This window comes from Streptomyces speibonae (genome assembly GCF_984686075.1).
Window position 1 is genome coordinate 1,137,203 of sequence record NZ_OZ480260.1, and the last position, 18,903, is coordinate 1,156,105.

The 18,903-nt window shown below is 72.3% G+C and carries 12 protein-coding genes and 2 pseudogenes; 11 read left to right on the top strand and 3 right to left on the bottom strand.

From position 1 onward, the window contains the following. Positions 1-22: 22 nt before the first annotated feature. From AC5L3C_RS05075 to AC5L3C_RS05090, 4 genes and pseudogenes are all read left to right on the top strand, one after another. Positions 23-476, top strand: a pseudogene (locus AC5L3C_RS05075) (ATP-binding protein); the annotation flags it as partial. A 156-nt stretch (positions 477-632) separates the two neighbouring features. Continuing rightward, entirely contained in the window at positions 633-1,871 is a 1,239-nt protein-coding gene (locus AC5L3C_RS05080; protein ID WP_493653739.1) for an AAA family ATPase, read from the top strand. Positions 1,872-1,966: 95 nt separating this feature from the next. Continuing rightward, positions 1,967-2,539: a hypothetical protein gene (locus AC5L3C_RS05085; RefSeq protein WP_493647171.1), complete on the top strand. Its 573-nt coding sequence runs from the start codon at positions 1,967-1,969 to the stop codon at positions 2,537-2,539. 235 nt (positions 2,540-2,774) lie between these two features. Continuing rightward, positions 2,775-3,620 (top strand): hypothetical protein, encoded by an 846-nt coding sequence (locus AC5L3C_RS05090; RefSeq protein WP_493647173.1) that lies wholly within the window; start codon positions 2,775-2,777, stop codon positions 3,618-3,620. Between the two features lie 82 nt (positions 3,621-3,702). Here AC5L3C_RS05090 and AC5L3C_RS05095 read toward each other — a convergent pair. Beyond that, a pseudogene (locus AC5L3C_RS05095) lies at positions 3,703-3,876 on the bottom strand (oxidoreductase); the annotation flags it as partial. Between AC5L3C_RS05095 and AC5L3C_RS05100 the strand changes: the two are divergent. Further along, positions 3,876-4,235, top strand: a complete 360-nt coding sequence (locus tag AC5L3C_RS05100; protein WP_493647174.1) for an MmyB family transcriptional regulator — start codon at positions 3,876-3,878, stop codon at positions 4,233-4,235. The pseudogene AC5L3C_RS05095 and the gene AC5L3C_RS05100 sit on opposite strands and share 1 nt — an antisense overlap. A 47-nt stretch (positions 4,236-4,282) precedes the next feature. Here the strand turns inward: AC5L3C_RS05100 and AC5L3C_RS05105 are convergent, their stop codons facing one another. Continuing rightward, a complete protein-coding gene (locus AC5L3C_RS05105) occupies positions 4,283-4,708 on the bottom strand; it encodes a DUF6234 family protein (protein ID WP_493647176.1) in 426 nt (141 codons plus the stop codon). Between the two features lie 263 nt (positions 4,709-4,971). On the opposite strand from AC5L3C_RS05105, the gene tgmA reads away from it, so the two are divergent. The 3 genes from tgmA to tgmC are packed head-to-tail and all read left to right on the top strand — an operon-like array spanning position 4,972 to position 7,351. Next, a complete protein-coding gene (tgmA, locus tag AC5L3C_RS05110) occupies positions 4,972-5,283 on the top strand; it encodes a putative ATP-grasp-modified RiPP (protein WP_399980674.1) in 312 nt (103 codons plus the stop codon). Continuing rightward, positions 5,280-6,230: an ATP-grasp ribosomal peptide maturase gene (tgmB, locus tag AC5L3C_RS05115; protein ID WP_399980677.1), complete on the top strand. Its 951-nt coding sequence runs from the start codon at positions 5,280-5,282 to the stop codon at positions 6,228-6,230. The genes tgmA and tgmB overlap by 4 nt, the downstream gene beginning before the upstream one ends. Further along, positions 6,227-7,351, top strand: coding sequence for an ATP-grasp peptide maturase system methyltransferase (gene tgmC / locus AC5L3C_RS05120; protein ID WP_399980680.1), 1,125 nt, complete (start codon positions 6,227-6,229; stop codon positions 7,349-7,351). The genes tgmB and tgmC overlap by 4 nt, the downstream gene beginning before the upstream one ends. Before the next feature lie 113 nt (positions 7,352-7,464). On the opposite strand, the gene AC5L3C_RS05125 is transcribed toward tgmC, so the two are convergent. Beyond that, complete coding sequence (locus AC5L3C_RS05125; protein ID WP_493647178.1) at positions 7,465-8,733, bottom strand: PQQ-binding-like beta-propeller repeat protein; 1,269 nt, start codon at positions 8,731-8,733, stop codon at positions 7,465-7,467. 276 nt (positions 8,734-9,009) lie between these two features. On the opposite strand from AC5L3C_RS05125, the gene AC5L3C_RS05130 reads away from it, so the two are divergent. The 3 genes from AC5L3C_RS05130 to AC5L3C_RS05140 all read left to right on the top strand — a co-directional run bounded on the left by AC5L3C_RS05130 (position 9,010) and on the right by AC5L3C_RS05140 (position 18,845). After that, positions 9,010-9,480, top strand: coding sequence for an ATP-binding protein (locus AC5L3C_RS05130; RefSeq protein WP_399980686.1), 471 nt, complete (start codon positions 9,010-9,012; stop codon positions 9,478-9,480). A 189-nt stretch (positions 9,481-9,669) separates the two neighbouring features. Further along, a complete protein-coding gene (locus AC5L3C_RS05135) occupies positions 9,670-16,581 on the top strand; it encodes a DEAD/DEAH box helicase (RefSeq protein WP_493647180.1) in 6,912 nt (2,303 codons plus the stop codon). After that, positions 16,578-18,845, top strand: coding sequence for a UvrD-helicase domain-containing protein (locus tag AC5L3C_RS05140; RefSeq protein ID WP_493647182.1), 2,268 nt, complete (start codon positions 16,578-16,580; stop codon positions 18,843-18,845). Before AC5L3C_RS05135 ends, AC5L3C_RS05140 begins: the two co-directional genes overlap by 4 nt. Positions 18,846-18,903 lie beyond the last annotated feature (58 nt).

The window sequence follows — 18,903 nt, forward strand, 5'->3', positions numbered from 1 at the left end:
TCTCAGCCGCCACTCTGACGTCATGCACAGTCCGACCCGGCAGCGGCCCCGGCTGCTCTCCCTCCTGCCCGTGCCCGCCGCCGAGTTCGCGATGGCCTTCACCTCCACCCCGCGCGGTGCACGCCTGGCCCGGCAGTTCGTCGCGCACTGCCTGGACTCCTGGGGGTCACCCGCACACCAGTGCCGTCAACGAGACACTGACCCTGATCACGGCCGAGTTGTGCGCCAACGCCGTTCAGCACGGTCGTGTCCCCGGCCGTGACTTCCACGTACGGCTGGCCGAGGAGGCGGACGGCGCGCGGCTGCGCGTGGAGGTGTCCGACACCCGCGCGGAACGCCGGCCCGCCGCCACCGCCCCCGCCGGCCCCCATGCCGAGTCCGAGTCCGGCCGCGGCCTCCTCCTCGTCGCCGCCCTCGCCGACGACTGGGGCGTCACCGACCGCCGCGGCGGCCCCGGCAAGACGGTGTGGGCGACCCCTGAGCAGGGGCCGGTCCCCGGCCACATGCCCACGCCGGATGGACAACGGGATGTCAGCCGTCCCCGATACGCTGAGCACAATGCTGCACGCGCGACCGGTTGCGTACCGACCGCGCGTGAAAGCCGACCTTCGCACCCACTCGATAGGTTTCCCATGCCCGGTCGTCTCCTCGAACTGCACGTCGAGAACTTCCGCAGTCTCCGCGACGTGACCGTGCCGCTCGGTCCGCTCACGGTGTTGGTGGGGCCGAACGGGGCCGGCAAGTCGAATGTGCTGCAGGTGTTCGACTTCCTCGCCGACATCATCCGGACCGACCTCCAGCCGGCGCTCGACGCACGCGGTGGGTTCGACGAGGTGTCCTTCTGGGGCGGTAGCAAGCCGCCGACCACGATGCGCGTCCACCTGAAGGCCACCTGGACGACGAACTCCACCCTCAACGCGCCGGACGAGTACGGCCTCACCATCCGGCGCCGTTCCCTCCGGTCGAGGCAGAGTGACGAGCGGCCGTCCTATTACACCCTCTCCCGCGAGGAGAGCTTCGCATTCAAACGCAGGCAGGGGCGGGGGCGGCGCATCACCATTTCAGGTGAGGAGGCACGCATCCTCGACGTGCGCGTGGGCAAGAGCGGAGACACCTCCAGCATCGGTATCCGAAGGCTGAGCAGCGGCTTGTCCACGCTCCCCAGGCTCGGTCCCGCCGACGGCGGTGACGAGGTGACCCGGGTCGCCGACCGGCTGTCGTCGTTCCGGGTCTTCGACGTCGACGTGGCCGCCGCCCGGCAGCCGACCCGCCTGCGCGGTACGGACTTCGGCACCCTCTCCCCTCACGCCGAGAACCTGGCCGGGTTCCTGATCCACCTGAGCAGTCGCGAGGAGATCTGGGACGACCTGGTCGCCGACGCCCGCACGGTTCTCCCGCAGTTGGAGAACATCGAGTTCGAAGAGGTCGGCGGGGCCACCGACCAGCTGACCGTCGTGCTGCGCGAGCATGGCCTGCGCCGCCTGACCCCGCTCGCCGACGCCTCGTACGGGACTGTCCGCCTGCTTGGGCTCCTCGCGCTGCTCTATGATCCCAACCCTCCGGCGTTCACCTGTATCGAGGAGATCGATCACGGGCTCCACCCGCAAGCACTCGAACTCGTAGTGCAGCGCCTGCGTGAGGCCGCCGAGCGAACGCAGTTCATCGTCGCCACCCACTCGCCCGCACTCGTGAACCGCCTGCGTCCGGAGGAGTTCGTCGTGTGCGACCGGGATGAGGACGGCGCGTCGATCATCCCGGCACTTACGGTGGACGAAGTCAAGGCCATCGTCGCGGAGTCCGGTGAACAGCCACTCGGTGAGTTGTGGTTCTCCGGAGTGCTCGGCGGTGACCTCACCGGGGGTGAGCTGTGACCCCGAAGGGACGGCAGGGCGGCGGGCGGGCGTCCCGGTCACAGGACCGGCGTGTCATCGTGCTGGCCGGGGAAGACCGCAACGATTGCGAGATCATGGCCGCGCTCATACGCGCCCACCGACCCGACGTGGACACGGTGGCCAAACTGGTCCGCATCAATGACCCGGTACGCCTGCGCCGGAAGTCCGGTCCCAAGCTCACCGCCGCCGTGGAAGCGCTGGTCGGCAAGGCGAGGGCCAAAGCCCGCCTGGAGCGTGCCGACCTACTCGGGTTCGTCGTCCACGAGGATCTGGACGGGTACACCGACGCCCAGTACGACCGGGTCCGCACGACGCTGTCCGACGAGTTCGCGCGCCAGTGCCGGGAGTTCCGGACGGCGGTCGCACTCGCCGCGTGGGAGAGTGAGGGCTGGCTGCTGCTCTTCCCGGAAGCCTTCCCCCACGTCCGGCCGCGCTGGAAGGTCCCCGGCCGCCTCCTCGACAAGGACACCGGCCGCCTCAGGGATGCCAAAGAGGAACTCAAGCGGGGGCTCGGCTCGCCCCTGTTCCGGGAGAGCGACGGCCCCGCGGTAGCCCGCCAGGCGTTGAAGCACCGGCTGATCCCCTTCCCGCGTGGCAGCAACCGCTCGTATGCGGACTTCATCACGGACATCACGGGCTGGAGCTGAACGCTGAGGCGGACGCGGAACGAAGGCAGCGCAGCCGCTCGTTGCCTTCCCACCCGTGTGCATCCTGTACGCCTGCACCGCCGGGGCCGCGCACTCCCAGGGATCGTCGAGGACCTGTGCCTTCATCCCGTACCTCTTGCGCCTCCTGATGTTCGCCTCGGCGTGTACCGGCCAGGACTCCGGTCCCGGAGCGACCGGGGTGCCCTCCCCGACCGCGTCACCCGCGCCCGGGGAGGTGGTCCTTCCCATCAACGCGTACCTGCCCACCGCCGACGACCAGGCCCGGATGGGGCGACCCAGGGCGATACTGATCGACCGCTGCATGCGCAGATTCGGCCTTTCCTTCCCCCAGCCTTCCGCGGCCGCCCTGGAGGCCAGCGCCAAGGACAACGGTGTGTACGGGAACAAGCGCCGCTACGGAGTGACGGACGCGGCCACGGCACAGCGATACGGGTACCACTTGCCGTCCACCGTGGACCGAGCCTCCCAGGACGGTGAGCCGGATGGCACCGAGGCGGGAACCGGGGCGGAAGCAGAGAGCGCCGAGGGGAAGCGCAGTCAGCGGCGGGACCCCGCGTACGCGGCCGTCCTCAACGGACACGAGGGGAACGAGTCGGACCGCGGTGCGCGTCGGGACGACGTCCCCTCGGGCGGCTGTGTGGGCGAGGCCGGGGCGAAACTGGCCGAGGCGGGCAGCGCGACGGACGGTTTCTCCTACGCCAAGGCGGCCTCGGACATCAAAGCGGATTCTCATTTCCGGTCGATGTCCAGTACGCGCGTGACCACGGCGTTCAAGGAGTGGTCCCGGTGCATGCGGGACAAAGGCTATTCCACGACCGCTCCCGTCGGCGAGCGCCTTCCCTTCGACATCGACAGTGCCCGGGTGAGCCGGAAAGAGATCAAAAGGGCGCTGGCCGATGTCGCGTGCAAGGAGCGGACCCGGCTCATGGAGATCTGGTCCGGTGAGGAGCGCAGATACCTGAACGCGCAGATCAAGGAGCATTCAACGGAGTTGCGGACGGCCGCGGAGGAACACCGGAGCCGTATGAAGGCGATCACCGCGATACTTGCCCGCGAATGAGCGATGGACGACTGAGCCATCGTGTGCGGCCCGTGTAACCGTCCCGCGGGTGCGGGTGTCCGCACCGGAAGGGCGAGGGGGGTCAGCTCTGGGCGGTGGGCCGGACGACGATGTCGTTCACGTCGACCGCGGCGGGCTGTTCGATCGCGAAAGCGATGGCGCGGGCGATCGCGTCGGGCGGGATCGCGATGTCGTCCCGCATCTTCGTGATCTCTGCTCTGACCCGGCTGTTGGTTGACGCCTCGGCGAAGTCGGTTGGCCCGGGACATCCTCATCGACTGGGAACCCGAAGCGCGCGGTCTGCTCGGCCGGCTTCGGACGCTGGCGGCGCGCCATCCCGACGACCCGCGGTACACCCGACTGATCGAGGACCTGCACGAGGGCAGCCCACAGGTGCGGGACTGGTGGCCGCAGTACGAGGTGCAGGCCCGGCACAGCGGCCGGAAACGGCTACGACACCCGACACGGGGAGCGGTCGATTACGCCTACACCGCCTTCCACTTGGCCGAACAACCTGAACAGACGCTGGTCGTCTATGCCGACAGCAGCGAACCCCCGATGGAAGCGCGGCCGGGACCGGCGACTGAAGGAGGAGGCCGACGGCACGCCATCTGAGAACACGTCAGCCCTGGCCCCGGCACAGGCCGGTAAGTGGCGACGGTTCACCACCGCCACCAGCCCCTGCGCGCCGAACCGGAAGCCGAAGCAGGTGAACGGCCACCGGACCGGGACTCGTGCCAGCGGCGGCGTTCCCTACGAAGACGGCGCCGTGATCGGTGCTGGCTGATCCGCTTGCCGCACTCTGTTCCCGCGCCCAGGAGCAGCAGCAACGTCAGAAGTGTGGCCGCAACCGTCTGCGAGACACAGGCCATCGGCAGATCGGCCCGGGAGAAGCCGTAGCCGGCCAGTATCGAGAAGGTCGCCCCCACGGACAGCACCCAGAGGAACCGGTTCGTCGCACCCGGAACCGGTCCTCCCTTGGCTGCCCACTTCTTCATGCCTTCGACGAACCAGAAGGCGACCAGCACCGCCCCTTCCAGCCCCGACAACAGGACCGCCAGGCCAAGGTCCAGGACCGCCTTCGACATACGTCCCATGCTGCCGGGACAAGGCGGCCGCACGCCTGAGTACGGCTACTCAGAGGGCGAAGGCGGGCCCCGGGCCGGCCCCGTACCTCGCGTACAACCGCCGTCCGTACAGGCGTCGCTGCTGGTGACACGCCGGCCGGGGCCTCCACGCTGGGGCCATGCACAGGCACCCCCGTCGTCCCTTCCGCGGCGGCGCCCGACCACCCCCGGCGCTCGGCCCCGGAACGAGAAGACGCACCTTCCACCCCCACCAGGAGGCACCGATGTTCGCCCACTCCGACCGGCTCCCCACCGGGACGCCCTTGCCCGACGGCACCACCACCCCCGTTCCCTGGGGACTGCGCCGTATGGCGCCGTACCCGGCCCTCGCCCCCTCGTACGCCCGCGTCGAACTGGACCCGGCCACCCAGACCGGCCGCTACTTCGACGCCGCCGGTCAGGTGATGGAGATGCCCGGGCACGGGACCAGCACCGGCACCCGGCCCGCCACCAACACCGGGAACCCCTCCGACGGTTCGCGCCCCGGCGGCAGCGGTGGCGGCGACCAGGACACCGGGAACGACACCGACCAGTGACGGACACCCGCCCGGTTCTGGTCGTCACCAACCTGGACGACCCCACGACCGACCTCGTGATCGACGAACTGCACCGCCGGGATGTCCCGGTGGTGCGGTTCGACTCCGGGGACTTCCCCGGCACCCTGTCGTTCGCGGCCACCCTCACGGCGCGCGGGATCGAGGGCACGCTGACGACGCCCACGCGCACGGCGGACCTGTCCCGGGTCCGCTCGCTGTACTACCGCAGGCCCTCCGGGTTCACCTTCCCCCACCTCGACCGCCAGACCGAGCGCTTCGCCCTCACCCAGGCCCGCTACGGGCTCGGCGGGGTCGTGGCCTCGTTGCCCGGCTGTCTCTACGTCAACCACCCGCACCGCATCGGAGACGCCGAGTTCAAGCCCTCCGGGCTCGCTGCTGCTGCCGCTTGCGGGTTCCGTCTGCCGCGGACGACGATCACGTCCTGCCCGGTCGCCGCACGCACCTTCGCCGAGAGCCACGGCCCGGTGCTCCACAAGCCGCTGTCCACGCCGTTGTACCGGATCGACGGCGTCTCCTGCACGGTGGAGGTGCGCGAGGTCACCGCCGACGAGATCGACGACACGGTGTCGGGGACCGCCCACCTCTTCCAGCAGCGGATCGACAAGACCGGTGACGTGCGCGTGACCGTCATCGGCGACCGGATCTTCTGCGTCCGTATCGACTCGGACCTGCTGGACTGGCGTACCGACTACGCGCGGCTGAGCTACCGCGTGGTCCAGCCCCCGCCGGGCGTCCCCCAGGCGCTGCGCGCCTATCTCGACCACTTCCGGCTGGTGTTCGGCGCTTTCGACTTCGCCGTGGACCGGCGGGGGCAATGGTGGTTCCTGGAGTGCAACCCGTCCGGGCAGTGGGCGTGGCTGGAAGCGGAGACCGGGCTGCCGATGGTGGCGGCGATGGCGGATCTCCTGGAGAGGAGGACGGCGTGAACGACCAGGAGTTGAGGACGCGGCTCGTCGAACGGCTGACCGCGGACGGTCATCTACGGACCGGGCCCTGGCGTGCGGCCGTGTCCGCCGTGCCGCGCCACGCGTTCCTGAGCGGCGGCTTCTTCGAGCAGGTCGACGGTTCCGGGCCCACCGCCTGGGCCCCGGTCATGCCGGACGATCCACGGTGGCTGGAGGCCTGCTACGACGACGTCTCCCTGGTGACGCAGGTCGCCGGGACCGTCGTGCCCGGGGACGTCCGCGGGGAGATCATGCGGGCCCCCACCTCGTCCAGCACCATGCCCGGCCTGGTGGTGCGGATGCTCGAGGACCTGCGGGTCGAGGCGGGCCACCGGGTCCTGGAGATCGGCACGGGCACCGGATACTCCACCGCCCTGCTGTGCCACCGGCTCGGCGACGACGCGGTGACCTCCGTCGACATCGACGAGGACGTGTCCACCCGCGCCCGCGCCGCCCTGGGCCACTGCGGGTTCGCGCCGGAGCTGATCGTCGGGGACGGCCTCGCCGGACACGGGGCCGCGGCCCCCTACGACCGGGTGATCGCCAGCTGCGGGCTCCTCACCGTGCCCCCCGAGCTGGTCGAGCAGACCCGTCCCGGCGGGGTCCTGCTGGTGACCCTCTGCGGCTGGCTGTACTCCTCCGAACTGGCCCGGCTCACCGTCCACGAGGACGGCACGGCGTCCGGGCGGCTCCTCGGCGGGCAGGTGTCCTTCATGCTCGCCCGGCCGCACCTGCCGCCGCCGCTGGGGCTGCTCCCCGATCTCGACGAGGGCGACGAACGGCACGCGGTCCTCGGCGCCGACGTGATCGACGACTGGGACACCCGGTTCGTCGCCCAACTCGCCGTGCCCCGGGTCCAGTACGTCACCCTGGACCGCGAAGGCCGCGCGGAGCAACTGTTCCTCGACGCCGACACCGGCGCCTGGGCGCTGCTCCGGGAGCGAGACGGCCGGTGGATGGTCCGGCAGGGCGGGCCGTCCCGCCTCTGGGACGCCGTCGAGGAGCACATCACCCGCTGGCGCGGCGCCGGAGCCCCGCCGCTGGAGCGGTTCACGGTCACCCTCACCTCCGGGCGACCGACGCTCACCTGGCCCGGCGGCTGACCTGCGTCCCACGGCTGCGCTCCGCCCCACCGGCACCACGGGGCGGAGGCAATCGCACACATCATCCGGGTGCCGGTACCCGGCGTGCCCGCGCCGCGATCACCCCCCGTGCGTCACACCGGCAGCGCGTGCAGCTCGGTGCCGTGGAGGGCGAAGACGCGCTCGCCGTCGGTGGCCACCAGCCAGGCGTGGTGGTCACCGGTGCCGTCGTTGAACGTCCAGCGCACGGCGCCGGTCTTCGCGTCCATGGCGATGACGCCGCCCTTCTTGTCCAGGTCCGTGGCGCCGAAGAGGGTGTCCTTCACCTTGACGTACTGGCGCGGTACCTGGAGACCGGCGTCGGCGAGGGCCTCCGACGTCCAGAGCTGCTTGCCTGTGCGCGGATCGACGGCCCGCAACGTCCTGGCGCTGTCGGCGATGTACAGCACGTCCTCCACGACCGAGGGTTCCTTGAAGAGGGTGAACTCCGCTGTCTCCAGGGCCCACTTCTCCTTCCCGTCGGCCAGGTTGAAGGCCTGGAGCTTCCGCCCCTGCGGGACGATCACCAGGTCCTGGTGGACGGCGAAGACGCCGTAGTTGGTCTTGGCCGTCTTGTGCGTCCACACCTGGCTGCCGGTGGCGGTGTCGCGGACGGTGAGGTTCTTCTTGAAGTCGGTGTAGACGAGGTGGCGGCCGCGGACGGCGGCGTGGACGCCGTTCTGCTCGGTGCCGAGGTCGCGTTGTTCCTTCCAGGCGATCCTGCCGGTGGTGCTGTCGAGGGCCGCGATGACGTTCGTCCTGGAGGAGCCGTCGTCCTCGAGGATCTCGGCGACGACGTACACCTGCCCCTCGTCCACCGCGATCGGCCGCGGCTGCCGGTAGCCCTTGCCCAGACGGCTGCGCCACGTCTCCTTGCCCGACGCGGGGTCGTAACCGATGACGCTGCCGTCGTACTGGCTGCTGGCCAGGTACAGCGTGTCCTTGCCGAGCAGCAGGGGCGCGCCGGGGACGGCGCCGCCGGGCAGGGACCACTTCTCGCTGCCGGTCGCGGTGTCCAGAGCGGCCAGCGGGCTGCCGCTGGCGATCACGGCTCCGCCCGCGACCACGAGTTCGTCGTTGTCGCCGTAGGTTTCGGCCGAGGTCGACTTCGTCCACAGCGGCTTGGGGCCCTGGCCGTTCTTCCCGGTGCCGCCCCCGGAGTCCTTGCCGCCGCCGCTCGGCTTGTCGCCGCCGGCGTTTCCCGCGTCCTCGGCCTCCGCCGCGCCCTCGTCGCAGCCGACCGTGCCGGCCGTCAGGGCGACCAGCGCGAGACCGCCGCCGGTCAACCGCAGCACACGCCGACGGGAAGGTCCGCCGGACATCCCGGATGTTCTGTCGTCCGGCGTGTTGTCTCGCTCAGTCATTGCGGCTTACCCCCGTGGTACGTCAGATCGGCAACATGAACGGGAAGGCCCCACGCCGTCCGGACAAGCGGACGTACGCACGGCCTTGCGATCATGAACGGTAACCGGGCTTCCGCCACGCCCCCACCACCGGATCCCAACCGGGACAGCACCGTGAAGCAATCGAGACAACCCCCCAACGCCCCCAGGGACCCGCCCCGCCGTCACCTGTACAGCACACTCCCGTACAGGTGTCGCCGCTGGTGACACGCCCGTCGCGGCCACCACGCTGACGCCATGCACAGTCGTTCCCCGCAGTCGCCCCGGCTGCTCTCCCTCCTTCCCATGCCCGCCACCGAGTTCGCGATGGCCTTCACCTCCACCCCGCGCGGTGCCCGCCTCGCCCGGCTGTTCGTCGCGCACTGTCTGGACTCCTGGGGCCACCCGCACACCAGTGCCGTCAACGAGACACTGACGCTGATCACGGCCGAGCTGTGCGCCAACGCCGTTCAGCACGGTCGTGTCCCCGGGCGGGACTTCCACGTACGGCTCGTCGCCGAGGCGGACGGCGCGCGGTTGCGCGTGGAGGTGTCCGACACCCGCGCGGAACGCCGGCCCGCCGCCACCGTGCCCGCGGACCCCGATGCCGAGTCAGGCCGCGGCCTCCTCCTCGTCGCCGCCCTCGCCGACGGCTGGGGCGTCACCGACCGCCGCGGCGGCCCCGGCAAGACGGTGTGGGCGACGGTGGGCGTCCCGTCGGGCACCTGAGCCCTCCGCCCCCTCCCGGCATCGTCCGGCGCCGGGACCGGGGCCCTTCAGGTCCGGGATCCGACCAGGTGGGTATCGATGTCCGAGGTGGGCGCTATTTTTGATGCCGATCGTCACGGTACGTGCGCCCGGTCGCCACCGGGGGCACGCACCGGCGGTCCCGGTACCCGACTTGTCCGAAAGGTCCTCGTGAAGCCCACCCTGGCCGCCGCGCAGCTCCGCGGCAGTCTGACGCAGTACCTCACGACGACGTACGCACTGGCCGACGAGGACACGCGGCTCGCGCTGGAGCGGTTTCTCGAGGACCCCGAGACGGGGATCTTCCGGGGGCCGTACCTGCGGATCAGGACGCCGTTCCATCCGGCCGGTGACGGGTGGCGGGCCGCGCTGGAGTGGCAGCCGGCGTTCACTCCGTGGCGGCACCAGGCGAAGGCGTGGGAGCGGCTGAGTACGTACCGGGGGGCGGCCGAGCCGACGCTCGTGACGACCGGCACCGGGTCCGGCAAGACGGAGTCGTTCCTGATCCCCGTGCTCGACCACTGCCGTCGGCAGAAGGCGCTGGGGCGGCGCGGGGTGAAGGCCGTCCTGCTGTATCCGATGAACGCGCTCGCCACTGACCAGGCGGGCCGTATCGGCGAGTACCTCGCGCAGCCGGAGCTGGCGCAGGTGACGGCCGGTCTCTACATCGGGGACAGACCGGACACCGACTTCCGGCGGGTGATGACGCGGCGCGAGGAGATGCGCCAGGCGCCGCCGGACGTGCTGATCACCAACTACAAGATGCTGGACCTGCTGCTCCAGCGGGCCGAGGACCGGCCGCTGTGGGAGGGCGCGGACCCGGCGTACGTGGTGCTGGACGAGTTCCACACCTACGACGGCGCGCAGGGCACGGACGTCGCGATGCTGCTGCGGCGGCTGGCGTCGGCCGTGGGCGCCTCGAAGCCGGAGCGGCCGCTCGGGTCGATCTGCCCGGTGGCGACCTCGGCGACCCTCGGTGAGGGCGGGGGCGACGGCAGCGGCATCCTCGCCGTCGCCGAGCAGGTGTTCGGCGTACCGTTCGGTCCGGACTCCGTGATCGGTGAGGAGCGGCTGAGCGCCGACGACTTCGTCGGTGACATCGACTACGAGCTGCCCGAGCCCCCCGACCCCAAGGAGGTCATCGAGGTCTCCGGCGGGCCGGGCGTCGAGTCCGCCCCGGACCGGCTCGACCTGGACGGGCTCGCCGAGCGGCTGCTGGGGCGGCGCGGTCTGGACGCCTTCCAGATCGGAAGGCTGCTGCGGAAGCACGACTTCACCCACGGGGTGCTCGCCCTGCTGAACGGCGACCCGCTCGACGAGTGGGGGCTGCGGGACCGTATGGCCCGCTTCGGGTACGCGTGGGCGCGCACCGCGCGGGAGAGCCCGCGGCTCGCCCTGCAGGCGCTGTCGCGGTTCGTGGCGCTGCTGTCGTCCGCGCGGGACCCGGAGTCCGACGAGCGCCGGCCGCGTCCGCTGCTGCACATCGAGGCACATCTGTGGGTGCGGCCGGTGGGGCGGATCCTGAGCGGGGTGGGCGCCCGGCCGGAGTTCCGCTGGTACGAGGACGAGCGGACCGTCGCCCGGCGCTCCGCGCTCACCGCCGCGTCCGCGTCCGAGGAGTCGTCCGACAGCGACGAGTGGCCGACGGCGGACTCGCGGCGGCCCGAGTCGCTGCCCGGGTCGGACACCGTGCAGCGGCCGGCCCAGGCGCACCTGCCGGCGGTCTACTGCCGCGTGTGCGGGCGCTCGGGGTGGGCGGCGCTGTCCCCGGAGGCCGATCCGCAGAAGCTGGAGACCGGCCCGCTGAAGATCTGGCAGGCCTCCGTCGGGCGCGACAAGCGCCGGCTGCGGTACTTCATCTCGGCGACACCGGCCGAGGCGCGCGACGCCCTCGCGGCCCTCACCGGCAGCGCGCCGAAGGCGGCGGGCGGCGTGGACCCGCAGTCCGTGGTGGTGCTGGACGGCGCGCAGGGCACGTACCGGATGCCCGTCGCCGAGGACGGGGAGGGGTTGCAGGACGCCTGGTTCGCGCGGGCCGTCCTGGACAAGAAGACCGCCGACCAGGCCGCCAAGGACGACACCTGCCCGGCGTGCAACACCGACAACGGCATCCGCTTCCTCGGCACCGCGCTCGCCGCCCTGGCGTCCGCCACCGTCACCCAGCTGTTCACCGGCGGCCAGGAGATCGCGCTGGCGCCGGAGGAGCGCAAGACGCTGCTGTTCAACGACTCCACGCAGGACGCGGCGCACCGGGCCGGATACGTCGCCAACGCCTCGTACAAGTTCTCGCTGCGCTCCCTGCTCGCCCACCGGCTGGACGACGACGGCGCGGCGCTCCCCCTGAACGACCTGATCGGCGACGTCCTGGACGCCGTCGACGACCCGCAGACGCTGGCCGCGGTCGTCCCGCCGGACCTGCACGACGAACCGGGCGTGGACCGGCTGCTGTCGGGGCGCGGCACGGGCGACGCGCGGACCTGGAAGCTCATCGGGGAACGGCTCGCGTTCGCCACGGTCATGGAGTTCGGGCTGCGCTCCCGCCTCGGGCGCACCCTGGAGCTGACCCGGACCACGGCCGCCGAGGTGGTGATCGCCGACCCGGAGCGGATCGTCGCGCTCGCCCGCGACCTGCACCTCACGCTGCCGGGACAGCTCGGCCTCGGTGGCGGTCTGCCCACGCCCGACCGGTATCTGGCGTACGTGCGGGGGCTGCTGGAACGGATGCGGCTGCGCGGCGGCGTCCGGCACCGGTGGCTGGACACCTGGATCAGGGAAACCGGCGTCAACCAGTACCTCATTTCCGGGCGCCGTCCGGAGGGGATGCCCGCCTTCCCCGAGGGGTATGTGGCGCCGCCTCGGTTCCTGCTCGCCGGGCCGAAGGAGAGGACCAAGTTCGACACCATCACCGGGCGGGGCAACTGGTACCAGGACTGGACGCGCCGCTGCCTCGGCCTGGACGCCGCCCAGGCGACGGAGTACCTGCGGCGGCTGCTGCCGGTCCTCGCCGAGGAGGGCGTGGTGTCGGCGCGCACCGGCAAGGACCGCACCACCCGTGTGTACGGGCTCCAGCCGGGCCACATCCAGGTGCGGCTCCTGGCCGACGACCTGGTCAACAAGGCGTTCGTGGCCTGCGAGGAGTGCGGCTGGCAGCAGGTCGTACCGCCCGAGCGGCGCACCCGCTGGTACGGGCACCCCTGCCCGCGCTGGCGCTGCACCGGCTTCCTCACGCCTCCCCAGTACGGCATGTCGTCGACCGGGGCGGGCAGCGGCGGCTTCGGCGGGAAACTGGAGCGCGACTACCGCGAGGACTACTACCGGCGGCTGTATCTGACCGGCGGCACCTACCGGGTCGTCACCGCCGAGCACACCGGCATGCTGACCCGGCCCGAACGGGAGCGCGTCGAGCGGACGTTCCGCCAGGGCGTGCACTACACCGACCCCAACGTGTTGTCCTGCACGCCCACGCTGGAACTCGGCATCGACATCGGCGACCTGTCGGCGGTGCTGCTCGGCTCGCTGCCGGGCGGCCCGGCCAACTACGTGCAGCGCGCGGGGCGGGCCGGGCGACGAACCGGCAACGCCCTGGTGGTCGCCTTCGGCGGGCGGCGGGCCCGGGACCGGTACTACCTGGACGACCCGGCCGAGATGATCGCCGGTGACATCGTGCCGCCGGGCTGCTACCTGTCGGCCGTGGAGATCCTGCGCCGCCAGTACACGGCGCATCTGCTGGACCGGGCGGCCCGCGGGGAACTGACCACGTCGGACGGCGAGGCGCTCATGCCCGTGCCGCGCCTTTCGTCGGCGCTGTTCGGCACGACCGGCTGGTGCCAGGACCTGTCGGACGCGGCGCTCACCCACGGGGCCCGGCTGGCCGAGGAGTTCCTGGCGCTGTTCCCGCAGGCGCCGGGCGGCCCCGACGACGACCGGGGCGTGTCCCCGCACGCCGCCGACGAGCTGCGCGCGTACGCGACCGGCGGCATCGCCCGCACCCTGGCCGAGGCCGAGGAGGAGTGGACGGCGCGCCGCGAGGAACTGCGCCGCCGTATCGCCGCCATCGACACGGCGGTGGACGGGCTGCTCGCCGAGGACCGCGAACAGGGCGCCGAGCGGCGTCAGTTGCTCGCGGAGCGGCGGGCCACAGGCGAACTGCTGCGCCAGCTGAGCCAGACGAGCGCCCACGGCGCCCTCGTCGAACTCGGCCTGCTGCCCAACTACAGCCTCACCGACACCACGACGTCCCTGGAGGCCACCCTCTACTGGAAGGAGGCCACCGGCGGCGACGAGGGCGCGGAGGCGTCGGAGGGCTCCGGGGCATCGGGGGGCTTCAGGGCGTCCGAGGGCGGAGACGACGAGCGGCGGGAGTGGGTGTACCGCAGCGAGATGCGCGACTACGAGCGCTCCCGCAAACTCGCCCTGACCGAACTCGCGCCCGGCAACAGCTTCTACGTCAACGGCTACCGGCACGTGGTGCGCGCCCTCGACATCGGCAGCCCGGAGCGGCGCGCCTGGTCGGTGTGGCGGCTCTGCCCGGCCTGCGGATACGCGCGCACCCACGGCGACCCGAAGAACGACACCTCGCCGTGCCCGCGCTGCGGCTCCCGGGAGATCGCCGACGCGGGCTGTGTGCACCACGTACTGGAGCCCCGCCGCGTCACCTCCCGGGACAAGCGGGACGACGCCCGGGTGCGCGACGACCGCGACGAGCGGGACCGCAGGCGCTACGCGGTACTCACCACTGTCGACATCGACCCGGCGCACCTCGCGGCCGGATCGTGGCGGCACGACACCGCGGTCTTCGGCGCCGACTTCACCCGCAGGGCCGTCGTGCGCACCCTGAACCTGGGCGTCGACCGGCAGGACGGCAGCAGCACGGTCGCGCTGGCCGGGGACGACGTACGGCTCAACCCCTTCTACGTGTGCACGAGTTGCGGCGGCGCGACCGCCGACGGACGGCCGGTCGTCGACCAGTCGCAGCACGCGCTCACCGCGTCCCTCGCCCAGTCCACCCGGGCCAGCGCCCACCACCAGCTGTGGTGCCCGCGCCGGCGGCTGCGCGGCGGCGCGGAGGCGCAGGGCGCCGGAGAGGACGTACCGCTGCTGCTGGCGCACGAGCTGATCACCGAGGCCGTCCGCATCCTGCTGCCGGCGTCCGTGGCGCGGGCCGGGGAGCGGCTCGCCTCGTTCACCGCCGCCCTGTTCGCGGGCATAGCGGCCCGCTACGGCGGCGACCCCGACCACATCGACATCACGGCCGCGTCCATGCCGGACGGCGAGGACCGCGACTGGCCGCGCCGGTTCCTCGTGGTCTACGACCGGCTGCCCGGCGGCACCGGGTACCTGCACCGCCTGGCGACCTCCGACGGCTTCCGCGAGGTCCTGCTGAAGGCGCGGGAGGTGATCGAGAGCTGCGGCTGCCTGGAGAAGGGCCTCGACGGCTGCCACCGCTGTCTGCTGCGCCGCGTCCCGCCGGGCGACTACGACAAGGTCAGCCGCAACGAGGTCCGGCAGATGCTGGACGAACTGCTCGGCGCGGACGGCGAACGCTGGGCCACCTCCCCCGTGACCACCACCCAGCACATCCCGATGCACCAGCAGGCCGAGAGCGACCTCGAGGTCTTGTTCATCGACACGCTGCGGGAGTGGGCCGCCCTGCCCGAGAGCCGCGCCAGCGGCGACGCCTACATCACCCCCGCCGGCACCCACGCGCTCGACCTGCGGCTGACCGCCGCCGACGGCACCACACTGAGCTGGCGGGTGTCACAGCAGCGGGTCCTCGACGGCACCCGGCCCGACGTCCTCTTCGAACGGGTCGACGCGCCCGGCCCGCGCGTGGCGCTCTACCTGGACGGCTACGAGTTCCACGCCGGACGCGCGCACAACCGGGCCGGTGACGACGCCGACAAGCGCACCGGGCTGCGCGCGGAAGGGCTGCGGGTCTTCCAGCTCACCTACGGCGACGTGAGCGACTGGCGGCGCCGCGTGCGGGACACCGGGCACGGGGGTGCCGGACCGGCCGACCCGGTGTGGGAGCCGTACGGCGACGGCGCCCGGGACAAGGCACGCCGCTACTACTCCGCCGTGCGGGGCGGGCTGCCCGGGGAGCTCGCGGAGACGGTGTGGGTCAACCCGGCCGTGCAGCTCGTGGAGTATCTGCGCCGGCCGGACGCCGAGCGCTGGCAGTGGCGGGCGGAGGCGGCACTGGCCGGCTTCATGGGCGCCGGCACGCCCCCGTCCGCGCTCACGCCGGATGTACTGGGCGAGCAGATCATGGCCGCGCTGCGCGGGAAGGCACCCGCAGGACCGCGCGGCCCGGTGCAGTTGTTCTCGGTGACCGACCGCTCGGAACTGCCGCTGGTGTTCGCGGCCGACGGCCGGGTGAAGCCGCCCGTGTGGACCGGCGTCGTCCTTCTCGACGACGCGCCCGGTGTCCACGCCCGGGAGGAGGCGCACAAGCGCCGCTGGCGCGCCTGGCTGTACTGGTCCAACCTGCTCCAGTTCCTGGACACCGGCGGCGGCGACGCCGTCCAGCTCACCACCGGCCGTCTCGACGGGTTCGCGGTGGAGACGCTGACGGTGACGGGCGGCGGCGGTGTCCTGGAGAGCGTTCGCGCCACGCTCGCGGGCGGCACGCCGGAGCGTGCCGGGACCGGTTCGCCCGAGCCCGAGGCTCCCCCGGCCGTCGAGGTGACCGCCCCGCGCGGCGCCCCGCCCGTCCGGGACGCGGCCTGGGACAAGGTCATCGAGTACCTCGACCCGGACGAGCCCGGCCTGCTCGCGCTCGCCGAGGCCCTCGCCGCACGGGGCGTCCCGGTGCCCCGGGACGGCTACGAGCTCGACGGCCACACCGGCTGGCAGGCCGAACTGGCCTGGCCGGACGCCCGCACGGGAGTCGTCCTCGCCCCGCGCCCGCCGGACGGCGAGGACGTCGATCCGGAGGCCGCCGACCGGGACCGCGACTTCGCCGCGGCCGGCTGGGAGGTGCGGACCGCCGCCCAGTGGACGGCGGACGCCCTCGCGGACCGCCTCGGCCACCACCAGTCACACGACACCACCACGGACAACGGGGGGAACGACCAGCCGTGACCGGCACGAACGTCACATTGCGCCTGCTCGACAAGGCGGACCGGGAGATCCTCAAGCTCCCCCGTCCGGTCAAGGGCGCGATCTACGACTTCCAGCACAAGTTCAAGACCAACCCGGACTCGGCGGGCCTGCGCCTGAAGCGGTTGCAGGGGCACGACAAGCTGTACTCGGCGCGGGTCAACGACGAGTACCGCGCGCTGCTGCTGCGGCTGGCCGACGACGACTGGCTGATCGTCTCGGTCAAGCACCGCAAGGATGTGTACGCGCACCTGGACCGGCTCACCTACTCGGTCAACCGCGTCACCGGCGGCATCGAGTACGTGGACCTCCAGGTCGTACAGGAGGAGGTGCTCACCCCCGCCGCGCCACCCGCCGCGCCCGCCGTCGAGCCCGCCCGCCCGGCCGGACCCGCCGAACCCGCCGCTCCGCGGCCGCTGTTCGCGCAGTGGTCGGAACAGCAGCTCACCGACCTGGGCGTGGCCCCGTCCCTGGTGCCCGTCGTCGCCGCGCTGACCACCGAGGACCAGCTCCTCGGCCTCGTCGAGTACGCGCCGCAGCTCTCCGGCGAGGTGCTGCTGGCCCTGTACGACGGCACGTCCTACGACGACGTCCTCGAGCAGGTCACCGCGCCCGTCGCGGCGCCCGACCCCGTGGATGTCGAGGACTTCAGCGCCGCCGTCGACCGTCCCGCCACCATCGTCACCACGACCGACGACGCGCTGCGCGAGGCGCTGGAGGGTGAGGACTTCGGGCGCTGGAAGGTGTTCCTGCACCCCACCCAGGCCAAGCTGGTCACCCGCGACTACAGCGGCCCGGCCCGGGTGGGCGGCGGGCCCGGCACCGGCAAGACGATCGTGGCGCTGCACCGGGTCAGGCACCTGGTGGAGCGGCTCCCGGCCGGCCGTACCAAGCCGGTCCTGCTGACCACGTACAACAAGAACCTGGCGGCGGACCTGCGTTCCCGGCTGCTGGCCCTGGGCGGCGAGGCGCTGCTGTCGCGCGTCGAGATCAGCCACGTCGACCAGCTCGCGCTGCGCACCGTCCGGGAGGCCGAACCGGGCAACCGCAAGCGCATCGTCGACGAGGCGCAGGCGGTCCGCGAATGGCGCTCGCTCCTCGACGAGCTCGGCGAGGACGGCTGGGACGCGGAGTTCCTGCACGACGAGTGGACCCAGGTGATCCTCGGCCAGGCGGTCACGTCCCGCACGGACTACTTCCGGGCCCGGCGCGCCGGACGCGGACGCACGGTCAGCCGTGCCGAGCGGGCCGAGATCTGGCAGCTCGCCGAGCGGTTCACCCAGCGCCTGGACCGGCTCGGCGTGCAGACGTGGGACCAGATCGCCGAGCGTGCCGCGCAGTTGGAGGCCGGGCGGGCCCGGCGCATCCAGGACCTCGAGCGGCGGCGGGAGGAGGCGGGCGGGCTCGACAACGTCCACGTGGCGGACGGTTCCGGGGGCTGGCTGCGCTACCGGTACCGGCACATCGTGGTCGACGAGGCCCAGGACCTGCGGCCCGCGCACTGGAAGATGCTGCGCGCGATGACCGCGCCGGACCGCAACGACCTGTTCCTGGTCGGCGACACCCACCAGCGCATCTACAAGAACCAGGTGACCCTCGGCAGCCTCGGCATCAACATCCGCGGCCGGTCGTCGCGGCTGTCGCTGAGCTACCGCACCACGCGGCAGATCCTGCGCTCGGCGCTGAACGTGCTCGGTGAGGAGACGTACGACGACCTCGACGGCGCGGCCGAGACGCTCGCCGGGTTCCGGTCCGTGCTCAGCGGCGGCGTGCCGGACCTGCACCGGCTGGCCGACTGGCAGGAGGAGCGCGAGGCGATCGCCGCGCTGATCACGTCGTGGGGCGAGGTGCCGCACGAGCAGATCGCCATCGCCGTACCGACCAACGACATGGCCCGCGAGGTCGCGTACACGCTGCGGCAGCACGAGATCATGGCGCTGGAGATCGGTCCGGACGGACCCCTCGGCGACAGCGGCGTGCACATCGGCACGATGTTCCGCTTCAAGGGGCTGGAGTACCGGCGGATGATCCTGGCCGGGGTGACCGACGGGCTGGTGCCGCGCGCGAGCATCCAGCAACGGCGCACCACGGACCCGGCGCGCCACCGGTCGGAGATGCAACGCGCCCGTTCCCTGCTCTTCGTGGCGGCCACGCGCGCCCGGGACAGTCTGGACGTCTTCTGGCACGGAGAGCCGAGCCCGTTCCTCAAGCAACTGCTCGAGACCAGGCCGCCGGCCGCGGCGTGAGCCGTCCCGGGGGCGCGGCGCGGTCCGGGCGCGGCGGCGCACCCGCGGTTGACCCGGC